A 13,203-nucleotide genomic window follows, 5' to 3' on the forward strand; every position below is an offset into this window, starting at 1 on the left:
CAGTTAAAGAGGCTTTAATGACTTTGTCGCATTATACCCTTAATTTGTCATAAACCGGGCTAGCGGCAATGGTATTTATCTTATAGCTTTGTTTTTGGACAAAATGATAACCGGGAGTAGCCGTTATCATCACAAATAATTAACTATTTTTAAACCAACCTAAAAACACCGCTTACCCATCCATGAAAACCATTTTTGACAAAGCCACCCGTGCCGAAATTATTGACCGTATAGGCACCCTCAACGAAAGCAGCACCGCTCAATGGGGCAAAATGACCGTTTACCAGATGCTGAAACATTGCAGCCTATGGGAAGAAATGGTATTGGGTAAAACTATGTACAAACAATCGTTCATTGGGAAGCTGTTTGGCAAAATGGCCTTGAAAGGCATGCTAAAAGACGATAGCCCTGTCAAAAAAAACATGCCTACTGTGCCCGGGTTTAACATTACCGGCACGGGCGACGTGGAGGCCGAAAAAGCCAAATGGATAGAACTGATACATGAGGAAGAAAATTTTGCCAATCACAATTTTGTACACCCTTTTTTTGGCAAAATGACCAAAGAGCAAATAGGCTGCTTTGCCTACAAACACATTGATCATCATTTGAGGCAGTTTGGCGCATAAACGTTGTTTCCCGATGACTTGTGTACTGGCGGGTATCCGGCGGCTTTCCTGAGGTACGAAGGATCTATCAGCCGTGCACGACCGATAGAAAAGTTCGCGAATAGATCCTTCACTACGTTCAGGATGACAGTTCTCTTATTGTATGTCATTCCCCCTTCAGAATTTCACGAAATTTTACAACTCAGTATGACAGTCTTCTTTACAATGTATTTCCCCTTGTCAACTTTGGGAATCCTTACGACTCGGGGCAACTTTTTAGGGTATATTATTCCTGCTCCGGTTTCTTTGGCAGGGTTTTTATATTGAATTTGGGCTTGTAGGCAGGTTTTGCGGCCGGCGTTTCCTGGGTGGGTTCATCGGCGCTTGCTTCGGGTTGTGATGGTGTAACTGGCCCGGCGGGCACTTCCGGTGCTGGGGTTGCCTCCTCTTCTGCAATTGGTTTCGGCTTCATCATGGCCGCGTTGAAACGGGGCTTAAATCCCGGCTTTGCAGCGGGTGTTGCCGTGGGTTCAACAGGCATTTCTTCTTTTTCTTCCGGTTTTTCTGCAGTGGGCTCAGTTCCTTCAACGGGTTTTGGCTTCATCATGGCCGCGTTAAACCGTGGCTTAAAGCCTGACTTGGCAATAGGCGTTTCGGGGGCTGCTGCTATTGGTTGTTCTTTTACTTCCGGCGTATCGGCAGGGGCTTCGCTTTCTTCGGTAGGCTTTGGTTTTACCATTGCTGCATTAAACCGTGGTTTAAAACCAGCGGGCTTGGTAGCAGGCGTTTCTGTGGGCGGTGTAACTCCTCCATCGGCAACATCCGGCTTTTGTTCAATAGCGCCTGCGCCTTCAGCCGCTTTGGGTCTTACCATGCCCGGGTTAAAACGCGGCTTAAATGCCGGTTTGGGTGCTGTATTTTCTGTTGGCGTTGATGCTTCTGCGGGTTTTGTTTCTTCAATTGCTTCGTCAACTGGTTTTGGTGGTACCGCTGTAGCCCTGAATTTTGGTGTAAACCCAATTTTAGGTGGCGGCGTGTTGCCGGGCTCTATCAGGCTTTCGGTAATAGTTTGCTCGGCCAATGGGTTGGCAATGTGAACCCGTTCGGTTTTAACTTCAGGCGCTAAAGGGAACCGGCGCCTTAATTTATTAAACCAGTATTTTTTGCTATGGTCAAAACTTTTCTCGCCCATTTGCTCAAAGTGGTCTTTAAATTCCGAAAACAACAATCCCTCGGCCACTTGTAAAGCAGCAAGGTCAATTCTTTTCTTTTTAAAAAACTCTTCGAATAGCATAGGAATTAGATGTTAGAATCAAGAGCCAGGAATCAAGACAAATCGCCCGCATTCAAAACTCTTGACTCCTGGTTCTTGTATCTTGACTCTATAAAGTCACGTCCACATCCAATTGATTAAAATGGATGCCTTTATCTGTTTGTTTCCAGTCTTCGCGTTCTTCATCAGTAGCGTTCATCAGCTTAGGAAACCACTCCAGCGGAAAAGCTTGTTGCTTACCATCGGGTTTTTCAACAAAAAGCAGGCCGTTAGCAAAGCTTACCTTTACTTTTTTTTCTTCCTTACGTGAACTGAATAGTGGCATGTTTTTTATTTTGAGAATTTGAAAATGAAAAAGCGCTATTGATTTGAAAATTATTACCTTATCAAACCATCTTCAAATTTTCAAATCCTCAAATTTTCAAATCAAACCTTACTCCGCCATATTATGGTACACCGCCTGTACGTCGTCGTCCTCTTCCAAACGGTCAATCAGTTTCATGATATCAACAACCTGTTCTTCGGTTACTTCGTGGAAAGATTGCGGTACGCGCTCCAGTTTGGCCGATTTTACTTCAACTCCGGCTTCTTCCAGGGCTTTCTGCATTTTTCCAAAATCTTCAAACGCAGTGTGGATAACGCCGATATCCTTTCCTTCTTCATCTGCTTCAACAAACAGGTCTTCCAGGCCGGCATCAATCAGTTCAAACTCTAATTCTTCCAGGTCGCGGTCGCCCGGCTCAAAGGTAAATACCGATTTGCGGGTGAAAATAAAATCCAACGAGCCGGTTTTCCCCAGCGAGCCGCCATATTTGGTAAAATAGCTGCGCACGTTGGCAACAGTACGGTTGGTATTATCGGTAGCTGTTTCAACCAAAACAGCAACGCCATAAGGTGCATAGCCTTCATATACAAGCTCTTCGTAATCTTTTTCGTCGCGGCTGCTTGCACGTTTTATGGCGGCTTCCACGCGGTCTTTAGGCATATTTACTGCCTTGGCGTTTTGCACCGCGGTACGCAGGCGCGAGTTGGTATTTACATCGCCACCACCTGCTTTTACGGCCATTACAATTTCTTTCCCTAAACGGGTAAACTGCACCGCCATTTTGGCCCAGCGCTTAAACTTTCTTTCTTTGCGGAATTCAAATGCTCTTCCCATAACTTTTTTAGTTCATTGTTAAGGTTCATGGTTTACGGCTGCTGCCATAAAAAAGAACCCGTTGTATGCCTTGTTATACAGCGGGTTCAAATATAATATTGTTTTTTTTAACGGCTGAATAAAAATCCAGAATTGGGTGTGTCCTTTTTTGTGTTGTAAGGGGATCATTATGTAACCCCGAGCACCGCATGAGCCACCGGGATTGTCGGCCTCCCGCCTAAATAAAAAACAAAATCATGTAACGATAATAGCGCAGCCTATGTCTTATAGTTATGATGAAACCGATACGATTATTTCTGTTGCCCTTATTCACGTTATTACTATTCAACTTTGTACAGGCGCAAACGCCGGGTGCCAGAATTTCAGGATTTATTTTAGATGATACTAAGAAACCACTTGATGGCGCAACCGTTATTTTACTTGCCGCAAAAGATTCAAGCGTGGTAAGCACCCAGCTTGTTAACCCGGATGGTGGCTTCGTATTTAAAAATGTAAAGGATAATACCTACCTTATTAAGGCTACTTATATTGGTTATAAAACTTACCAAAGCATTCCCGTGATTGTAAACCAGCAAAAACCGGTTAATTTGCCCCCGTTTATTTTATCGCTGGCAGGCAAAAGGTTAAATGAGGTAGCAATAACTGCCAAAAAATCATATGTACAACAAAAAATTGACCGTACCGTGGTTAACGTTGGTGCATTGATATCAAACACAGGAGCCAGCGCTTTAGAGGTATTGGCAAAAACACCCGGCGTACAGGTAGATGCCGAAGGCAATATTACTTTTAAGGGAAAAAGCGGAGTAATGGTGATGATTGATGATAAACCAACCTATCTTTCGGCTGCAAACCTTGCAACTTACCTGCGTTCGTTACCGTCATCGTCATTAGACCAGATAGAACTGATGGATAACCCGCCGGCCAAATATGATGCCGCGGGAAATGCGGGCGTTATTAATATAAAAACAAAAAAAAATACCACCCGGGGATTTAACGCCGTGGTTTCGGCAAATTACGCACTTGGTTTTTATGGCCGTACAGATGAAAGCATCAACATGAATTATCGGGTAGATAAAATTAATATTTTTGCCAACCTTGCTTATAACAAGCAAAAAACTTTCAGACGGCTGGAAATTGACCGCGATTATTTTGACGCCAATGGAGATAGAACCTCTTCTTTAAAAGACATCTCCTATTTCAGGCCCTCCGGTAACAACACCAATATTAAAGCCGGAATGGACTTCTACTCATCGCCAAAAACTACATGGGGTTTGGTATTTACAGGGGATATATCGCGTGACCACGACAGCAGCCCGGTATACAGCTTATTATATGGCAAAAGTGGCGGGTTGGATTCAACCATAAATACCCTGAATACATCCACCAATAAGTTTGACAGCAAGGGTATAAACCTAAACTATACCCATAAGTTTGATAGCACAGGCCGTACACTTACATTCGACCTGGATTATATCCACGATGCCGCCGGCAGCAACCAACTGTTTGTAAACAATACCTTTTTGCCCGATGGCACGTTAACAAATTCACAAACGCTGACTGATAATTTGCCATCCACCATCAACATTTACTCGGCAAAGGCCGATTACGCCCATCCGCTTAAGGGCAAAGCCAAGCTGGAGGCCGGGGTTAAAAGCAGCTATGTAAGTACAGATAACGCGGCCAATTATTTTAACGTGGTTGATAATGTAAGCACTATTGATTACAACAACACCAACCGGTTTTTATATAAAGAAAACATAAATGCAGGTTATGTTAATTTCAACAAAACCCTGGGCCGGTTTTCATTACAAACCGGCTTGCGGGCCGAGAATACCAACGGATCGGGCCATCAGTTGGGGAATGCCCAAAAGGCCGATTCATCGTTTGTTAAACATTATACCAACTTGTTCCCAACGGCGTATTTTTCTTACAACCTGGATACAGCCGGCCACAATGTGCTGGTTATGTCGTATGGCCGCCGCATTGGAAGGCCCAGCTACGGAAGCTTAAATCCGTTTACGTTTTTTGTAGATAAGTTCACGTATTTTTCGGGCAACCCTTTTCTTAAATCGCAGTTTACCGATAATTATAAGCTGGCCTATAGTTTCAAAAGCCTTTTTACCGTTGCGCTTGCCTATAATTACACTACCGATGTTCAGGGCGAAACCATTCACAACAGCAACAACGTGTTCATCAGCACCCAGGGTAACATAGGGCGCCAAAAAACAATCAACCTGTCGGCCAACAGCAACTTTCAGCCGGCCAAATGGTGGTCGGTTAACTTATATGCCGAGGTTTATAAAAATACTTACCAGGGGGCGTTTTACACCGGGTACCTTAATCAATCGCAATACACATTTTCGGGCAATGGCAACAACCAGTTCACCATATCCAAAACATGGAGCGCCGAATTAAGTGGTTTTTATGATAACGGGGGCACATACGGCCAGTTTGTTGTACTACCCAAGGGAATGCTTAATGCTGCCATTCAGAAAAAAATATTGAACAATAAAGGTACTATTAAGTTAAATGCGCGCGATATTTTTCACACGTTCAGGCCAAGTGGCACCATTACTAATATTGTGGGCGCCAATGCAAACTTTCATAACTTTTTAGATACCAGGGTAGCCACACTTGCATTTACCTATAGCTTTGGTAAGCTAACCAACACACCCCAAAAACGTGATACCGGCGGCGCCGAGAGCGAACAAGGCAGGGCGCATTAAGTGGTCTGTCTGCCTGGGAATTTCCAATGCTATTAAGTTAAGAGAAATATTAAAAAGTTTATTTCGCACAAAGACGCCGGGACGGTAAGAAAAGTTAAAAAGATGACCACACTTTGGTGAGTTGTCTTATACGTGTTCCGAAGAGATAAAAAGTGGGGGAACGTGCGATTCCTTCCTTGGGGAAGGAGGAGGTAGGGGTTAAATCAGGAGTAAACAGGCGCATTTACGGCCACGCGGCGATACCCCTCCGTGGGGCGACTGTGTGTACACATCTTTTTAGTTAAATAAAGTTGTCATTTCGAACGAGCCAGAGGTGGAATTGAGTAGGCGGGGCGAGGAGAAATTCGACGCTTTTCATCACAACGGCCTTTTCGAAGTGCTGGGTGTAGAAGATTTCTCCTCGTTCCTCGTTCGAAATGACAAAAGTGCCATTCTATAGTAGAATGAAAAGATGTGGGTACATGGTAGCCTCCCGTGGGGAGGGAACTAAAAATCTTTCGAACACTCATAGAGACAACTCCAACAACAGCTGGAGGGAAACCCTGGGCACGGAAACCTACCACAAACCTTTCGCCTTTTACCTTTATCCTTTTGCCTACAGAATCCCCTAAAGCACCCGCTTCAAATTGTCCAGCATATCGGCGGTCATTTTGGGCAGGTCGTATTCCAGTTTCCAGCCCCAGTCTTGCTGTGCGCTGCTGTCGTCAATTGATTTGGGCCAGCTATCGGCAATGGCTTGGCGTGGGTCGGTATCTGTATAGCTTATCTCGAACGCGGGGATGTGCTTTTTAATTTCTTGGGCCAGTTGCGTTGGCGTAAAGCTGATGCCGGCCAGATTGTATGACGAGCGGATTTTAATTTGCCCGGCCGGTGCATCCATGAGGCTGATGGTAGCCCTGATGGCATCTTCCATATACATCATTGGTAGGGCGGTATCTGCCGAAAGGAAGCTTTCGTATTTGCCAGTCTTTAATGCCTCGTGAAATATGTGCACCGCGTAATCTGTGGTGCCACCACCGGGCGAGGCCTTCCAGCCGATAAGGCCAGGGTAGCGGATGCTGCGCACATCAACACCATATTTTTCAAAATAATACTCGCACCAGCGTTCGCCGGCCAGTTTGCTAAAGCCATATACCGTGTTGGGGTCCATTACACAATACTGAGGCGTATTGTACTGCGGCGAGTGCGGGCCAAAAACAGCAATAGAGCTTGGCCAAAATACTTTGGCAGTTTTAAACTCTACAGCAAAATCAAGCACGTGGATAAGCCCCGTCATGTTTAAATCCCAGGCCATTTTTGGCTTTTTTTCGCCTACGGCCGATAGGATGGCAGCCAGCAGGTAAACCTGGGTGGGGCGGTGTTTATCAAATATGTGGTGCAGGTTATGTTTATCAAGCACATTTACAATTTCAAAGGGGCCGCTGTTGCGGATGGCGTAGGTAGGATCGTTAATATCGGAGGCGATTACATTTTCGGCACCGTGAATGCCGCGTAATGCCATAACCAATTCGGTACCAATTTGACCATTGGCACCAATCACTAAAATTTTTTCAGTCATCAACTTTTAGTTTTGGCAAATGTAGGAATTTGCCTGAAAAATTAACCCTTACTTAAGCTGTTTACGCAAACGATTGATCAAAATAGTATCAGGTTGCCAGGGCAAGTATTAAGTCGCAAGTATCAAGTATTAAGACAGCAGTTGAAGGTCCGAATCAAAAAAGTCTTGATACTCCCCTTAACGTAGTAAAAACAAGTCGAGATTCCAGTTCGCTGTGGCCCCATGCTGTTACATCAAAATTTCGCCGATGGAGTAGGTGCGGGCGGTGCCGCTTATCAATACCCTGTCGCCCTGGTCAATGCAAAACAATTTGCCAAGCCGGGCCGATAGTTGTTGTGCCTGCATCTCTTTTTTGTTTAACCTCTCGGCCCAAAAAGGGATGAGCGAACAGTGTGCCGATCCGGTTACCGGGTCTTCAAGGATGAGGGCCTGCGGTGTAAAAAAGCGAGATACAAAATCGCAGTGATCGCCTTTTGCCGTAACTACCACGCCACCGGGATCAAGATTTACCTGGTCAAACAGCTGGCGGTTCAGGGTTATGTTGCGCACATCGGCTTCGCTTTCATAAACCAGCACGTAGTCCCTTGCCTTAAGTACCTCTTTTGGCTGGATGCCTAATGACTGGCTAATCAGCTCAGGTAATACTGCGGGGGCAGGCTTTCTCGACGGAAAATCGAGCGTATATATCCCTTTTTTAGCAGTCACTATTAACTCGCCGCTCAGGGTGCGGAAAATTATTTTATCAGTTGGGTAATTTAAAATAGTAATAATGGCGTGCGCGGCAGCCAGCGTTGCATGCCCACACAGGTCCATCTCAATCTCGGGCGTAAACCAGCGCAGGAGAAAATGATCGCCGCGGTCAATAAAAAAAGCAGTTTCGGCAACGGCGTTTTCCTGCGTAATTCTTAGCAGCAGCTCATCAGCCGGCCAAACCGTAAGTGGCACCACGCAGGCCGGGTTACCACCAAACAAAGTATCAGTAAAAGCATCAATCTGGTAAAGTTTCATTTTTTGTTAGCTGCTTGGTATCAAGTATGAGGACAGACCCTTACATCCGTAAAATTAGGATCTTTTGGCTGTTTGTTAACACGGGATAAGCATCGGTTTACAACTATTCTGAAAAAAATCCCCTCCAAAAAAGTCTTGATACTTAAAACACAATACCTGATACTGCCCGTTAATATGCAACAATTTTGATTTATCGCGTTATAAAAGAAGTTTTTTGCTTTATTTTGTTTTTATGTTAAAAACCAGACTTGCCCTGCTTTTATTAGCATCGATAGCCTGCAGCACATCGGTAAGCGCCCAGCAAACCGATTCGCTGAAAAAGGACACCGTTAAAATTGATACCGCGCAGATTAATAAATTACGCATCAATTCGCGCCCAAATTCCATCCCTACCAGGGTTAGGCCAATCCAGATAACACGCGAGCAATTGCCTGTTAGTATGCTAGATTATAAGGTTATCCATTGGAAAAAGGCAGTTACTTTCGGGTTGAATTTTAGCCAGTCGGCCTTTACCAGTAACTATAGCGCCGGTGGCGTAAACTCGGTAGCCCTGGGTACAAACTTTATATACCACACCGAGTACAACAAAGCCCCATTCAGTTATGTATCCGAGCTTAACCTTACCTATGGCGTTGCCAAAAACAAAGGCCAGGGAAAACGTAAAACTAACGACAGGATTTACTTTGATAATAAGGTAGCCTCGCAGTTATCTAAGCACTGGTACCTTTTCGGCGCGTTAACGTTTGAGTCGCAGTTCGACAAGGGCTTTAACTATGTTGACCAGGGTAACGGGCGTTTTGATGCCCAGCAGATCTCGAATTTTATGGCGCCGGGATATTTAACCGAGTCGTTGGGTTTGGAGTATAAGCCAGCCCCTTATTTTGATTTACGTTTAGGTACCGGTACCGCAAGGCAAACATTTGTTTTAGATAAAAGTATCCGCCGCTTTCAAACCGATAATTACGGTGTAGATACCAACAAAACTGTAAAAAACGATTTGGCATTTCAAATGGTAGCGCTGTTTGATAAGGATTTGATGAAAAACATCCACCTGAATACGCGCTATGCATTGTTCATCCCGTATGGGCAGTCGCTTAAATATGTTACCCACCGTGTCGACGCTGTATTATCAGCCCGGGTAAACCGTTTAATCAATGTTACTATCAACGGTACGCTATTATATGATCAGCATACCTCAAAAGATGCGCAGGCTACAGAGGGTTTGGCGCTGGGGATGTTGTACAGGTTCCCGTAGCAGTCATTGGTGAAAATTGGGTACTGTGGGTTTGTTATCTTATAAAAAAGCACGGCCTTTTTGTCGATTTTGCCAGATCAAAAACGGCGTATACATCTGTCTTAAAATTAACTTTCAAAATCATACCTTTGTAACCTCAAAACTGGGATATTACAATGTTTGAAAATCTTTCGGATAAACTCGACAGGGCCTTTAAGGTACTGAAGGGGCAAGGAACTATTACTGAGATAAACGTGGCCGAAACCATGAAGGAAATCCGCAAGGCCCTTCTTGATGCCGACGTAAACTATAAAACCGCCAAAGCATTTACTGATGATGTAAGGCAAAAAGCACTGGGTAATAATGTATTAACGGCCATATCGCCAGGCCAGTTGCTTACCAAGCTTATGAACGATGAGCTTACCGAGCTTATGGGTGGTACCACTGCCGAACTGGAAATAAAAGCTTCGCCAACCATTATTCTGATCGCAGGCTTAAACGGTGCGGGTAAAACAACTTTTACCGGCAAGCTGGCCAATTATCTTAAAACACAAAAAAATAAAAAGCCTTTACTGGTTGCCGATGATATTTATCGCCCCGCGGCTATTGATCAGCTGGAGGTATTAGGCCAGCAAATTGGCGTACCCGTATATTCAAACCGCGATTCAAAAGACCCTGTAGCTATTGCCCGTGAAGGTATTGCCCTGGCCAAACAAAATGGCCATAATATAGTGATTATTGATACCGCCGGCCGCCTTGCTATTGACGAGGCCATGATGGTGGAAATTGAGCAGGTAAAAAGCGCGGTAAAACCACACGAGATATTATTTGTAGTTGACTCGATGACCGGTCAGGATGCCGTAAACACCGCTAAAGTGTTTAACGACAGGCTTGATTTTACCGGCGTAGTATTAACCAAGCTTGATGGTGATACTCGTGGTGGTGCTGCCTTATCTATTAAATCGGTTGTAAATAAACCTATTAAGTTTATAGGTACCGGCGAAAAAATGGAAGCACTTGATGTTTTCCACCCCGATCGTATGGCATCCCGTATCCTGGGCATGGGCGACGTGGTTTCGTTGGTTGAGCGCGCCCAGCAGCAGTTTGATGAGAAGGAAGCTGCCGAACTACAAAAGAAGATCCGCAAAAATAAATTTGATTTTAACGATTTTTATAGCCAGATACAACAGATCAAAAAAATGGGTAACATGAAGGATCTGATGGGCATGATACCGGGTGTTGGCAAAATGATGAAGGATGTGGAAGTTGATGATAACGCTTTTAAAGCCATTGAGGCCATCATACAGTCAATGACCCCGTTTGAAAAATCCAACCCCGAAACTATTAATCAAAGCCGCCGTAACCGTATAGCCAGGGGTTCCGGAACCGATTTAGCCGAAGTAAACCGGTTAATGAAGCAGTTTGATGATATGAAAAAGGTGATGAAACAAATGAGCAATCCCGCCGCCATGGCCAGTATGATGCGCCGGATGCCAAAAATGTAATTCCGCATAGCCCTGAGGGCGTTTTTAAATATTGTAAAGCCCCCTGGTAATTTACCGGGGGGCTTTGTAGTTTACAGGCCTGTTACATTGCTGCACAGTATGTTGCTCAATTCTTGATATGTGGTCATTTGATAATTGCTTAATGTAGTTTTTTCTATACAAAAAAGCCGGGTTGTTTAATGTATTCCGGTTTTAATTGGCCAGTGGCATACCATTTGTCTATGTAATGTCATGGAGCCGGCTTAGTAATCCGGCATATAACCATAAACTTAATAGATAGATATTATGAAAACGTTAGTTAAATCAGTATTATTCACAGCAGCTTTATTCGCCGCAAAATCAGGCATTGCACAGGTTAACGTGGGTGCAGCAACAGCAACAAAAATTGTTACCCAAACTGCATTACCATCTGTAAACGCGGCTACTGTAGCTCAAAAAGCCGCAGCAACAACTACCAATATCACCAACCAGGCAGCCGCACAGGCTCAAAATGCAGCGGCGCGCACCGCTGCCCAAACCCAGGCAGCAACCACAGCGGCAGCGGTACAATCGCAAACAGCAGCAAGCCAGGCCGCCAACGTAAGTGGAACCGTTAACACCGCCGCAACAACAAATGCCGATGTAGCAGTTAATAACGCCAACACTGCCGCAAACCTTGCAGGTTCGGGTAACGTAGGTGGTTCGGTATCAGCAGATAAGGCAGCAACTGCCGCAGGTAGCGCATTTACTGCATCAAAAGATGCCGCAAATAATGCCTCGGCTGATGTTAAAGCTAAGGCAAATGATGTTGCAGCAAAAGCTACTGCAGCCAAAGCCGCTTCGGTTAATAGAGCTTCTGCAGTAGGCAAAAAGGCTATAACTGCCAGGAAAAGCGTGAGTGTTAGCAGCACCGGAAGTTTAAATGCATCTGGTAGTTCGGCTACAACTACAAAAAGCACCAAAGCAAGCTTATCACACAACGGCTCATCTGCAACCACAGTAAAAGCAGGTAAAAAAAGCGCAACAGTTAGCGCATCGGGTAGCAGTTCAACTAAAGTTAGCGCTGCTAAACAGTAACATTAAATTATAACAATGTAATTAGCAAAAGGGCCGTTAGCGGCCCTTTTGTTGATTTAAAACATAAGCCAGGCACATCAAATCGTTTATGAAAAAACTTAAACTTATCGCACTGCTTACTATTATGGGCAGTTGCACCGCCTCATTTGCACAACAAACCGTTACCGATACTGCGTCCAAAAAACCACAGGTGAAGGAGTTATTTGTAAATGCCGGGATACAATATATATCTAACCTAACCTACGCCGGGCGCCGCGATGAAAGCAGTGTGCCATTGTTACTACCATCACTGACATTGGTGAGCAAGCATGGGTTTTTCCTGAGCGCAATAGGTTATTTTGATTTAAACGGGTCAAAATCAGGCGCCGAAGGGCTGAGTGTTACGCCAGGCTATGTTTTTGGCTTTGATAATAAAAAGTATTATGGCGGTACCATATCGGCCACCAAATTTTTTATCACCGGCAGCAGTCCTATCATCTTATCGTCTTTTAATGCCACCGTTGATGCTTCGTTGTACGCCAACCCAGATAATATTGTAAAGCTTAGCATTGGCGGCAGTTACCGTTTTGATAAAAATAACAAGAATGACATCATCAATACTGCCGAGCTATCTAAGGAAATATTCGTGGTTAAAACCGGGGCTACCAAATTAAATGGCCTTAAATTTACACCAACAGCGTCATTGTATGCCGGTACACAATCGTTTTACCAAACCTACTATACCCAATCGCAGGTAACCCGGTCGGTAGAGTCGCCCCAAAAACAAACGCCTATCAATATCCTGTTCCCTAATCAGCCCAAGCAAACCATTATTACTCAAACCGTAACACAGGAAAATCAAAAGGAAGTGAGGAAATACCAGCTGCTTGCCTTTAGCGGATCGATGCCGGTTACTTACGTTATAAACAAAGTGCAGATAGTTTTTACACCATACCTTATAAAACCATTTAACCAGGTTGATTATTTGAGTAATACGTCAAAAAACGGCCTTTACTTTTTGTTTTCGGCCGGAGCAAGTGTAACTTTTTAATATAATTGCGTTTTTTCTCACGTAAAAATATTAACATATGGTTTTAAAT

General features: G+C 44.4%; 11 protein-coding genes. 6 read left to right on the forward strand and 5 right to left on the reverse strand.

The annotated features are described in order from the left end of the window. The first annotated feature begins 182 nt into the window (after positions 1-182). Entirely contained in the window at positions 183-626 is a 444-nt protein-coding gene (locus FSB76_RS15945; protein WP_147054984.1) for a DUF1569 domain-containing protein, read from the forward strand. A 265-nt stretch (positions 627-891) separates the two neighbouring features. Here FSB76_RS15945 and FSB76_RS15950 read toward each other — a convergent pair whose 3' ends face one another. The 3 genes from FSB76_RS15950 to FSB76_RS15960 all read right to left on the reverse strand — a co-directional run bounded on the left by FSB76_RS15950 (position 892) and on the right by FSB76_RS15960 (position 3,037). Then, positions 892-1,899, reverse strand: a complete 1,008-nt coding sequence (locus tag FSB76_RS15950) for a hypothetical protein (protein ID WP_147054986.1) — start codon at positions 1,897-1,899, stop codon at positions 892-894. An 88-nt stretch (positions 1,900-1,987) separates the two neighbouring features. Continuing rightward, the gene (locus FSB76_RS15955) at positions 1,988-2,203 is read right to left on the reverse strand and encodes a DUF2442 domain-containing protein (RefSeq protein WP_147054988.1); all 216 of its coding nucleotides are present in this window, start codon (positions 2,201-2,203) and stop codon (positions 1,988-1,990) included. Between the two features lie 108 nt (positions 2,204-2,311). After that, positions 2,312-3,037 carry a YebC/PmpR family DNA-binding transcriptional regulator gene (locus tag FSB76_RS15960; protein WP_090651649.1) on the reverse strand — a complete coding sequence of 242 codons (726 nt, stop codon included), beginning with the start codon at positions 3,035-3,037 and terminating at the stop codon, positions 2,312-2,314. Positions 3,038-3,309: 272 nt separating this feature from the next. Between FSB76_RS15960 and FSB76_RS15965 the strand changes: the two genes are divergently transcribed. Beyond that, positions 3,310-5,763 carry an outer membrane beta-barrel protein gene (locus tag FSB76_RS15965; protein ID WP_147054990.1) on the forward strand — a complete coding sequence of 818 codons (2,454 nt, stop codon included), beginning with the start codon at positions 3,310-3,312 and terminating at the stop codon, positions 5,761-5,763. 607 nt (positions 5,764-6,370) lie between these two features. On the opposite strand, the gene FSB76_RS15970 is transcribed toward FSB76_RS15965, so the two are convergent. Both FSB76_RS15970 and FSB76_RS15975 read right to left on the reverse strand, forming a co-directional pair. Continuing rightward, entirely contained in the window at positions 6,371-7,321 is a 951-nt protein-coding gene (locus FSB76_RS15970; RefSeq protein WP_147054993.1) for an NAD-dependent epimerase/dehydratase family protein, read from the reverse strand. A 228-nt stretch (positions 7,322-7,549) separates the two neighbouring features. Beyond that, a complete protein-coding gene (locus FSB76_RS15975) occupies positions 7,550-8,329 on the reverse strand; it encodes a PhzF family phenazine biosynthesis protein (RefSeq protein WP_147054995.1) in 780 nt (259 codons plus the stop codon). 232 nt (positions 8,330-8,561) lie between these two features. Between FSB76_RS15975 and FSB76_RS15980 the strand changes: the two genes are divergently transcribed. From FSB76_RS15980 to FSB76_RS15995, 4 genes are all read left to right on the forward strand, one after another. Then, entirely contained in the window at positions 8,562-9,584 is a 1,023-nt protein-coding gene (locus FSB76_RS15980; protein ID WP_147054997.1) for a DUF3078 domain-containing protein, read from the forward strand. Positions 9,585-9,739: 155 nt separating this feature from the next. Then, positions 9,740-11,068 carry a signal recognition particle protein gene (gene ffh / locus FSB76_RS15985; RefSeq protein ID WP_147054999.1) on the forward strand — a complete coding sequence of 443 codons (1,329 nt, stop codon included), beginning with the start codon at positions 9,740-9,742 and terminating at the stop codon, positions 11,066-11,068. Positions 11,069-11,353: 285 nt separating this feature from the next. After that, positions 11,354-12,124: a hypothetical protein gene (locus FSB76_RS15990; protein ID WP_147055001.1), complete on the forward strand. Its 771-nt coding sequence runs from the start codon at positions 11,354-11,356 to the stop codon at positions 12,122-12,124. Positions 12,125-12,212: 88 nt separating this feature from the next. Continuing rightward, a complete protein-coding gene (locus tag FSB76_RS15995) occupies positions 12,213-13,154 on the forward strand; it encodes a hypothetical protein (RefSeq protein ID WP_147055003.1) in 942 nt (313 codons plus the stop codon). Positions 13,155-13,203: the final 49 nt, after the last annotated feature.

This window comes from Mucilaginibacter ginsenosidivorax (assembly GCF_007971525.1).
GTDB lineage: Bacteria > Bacteroidota > Bacteroidia > Sphingobacteriales > Sphingobacteriaceae > Mucilaginibacter > Mucilaginibacter ginsenosidivorax.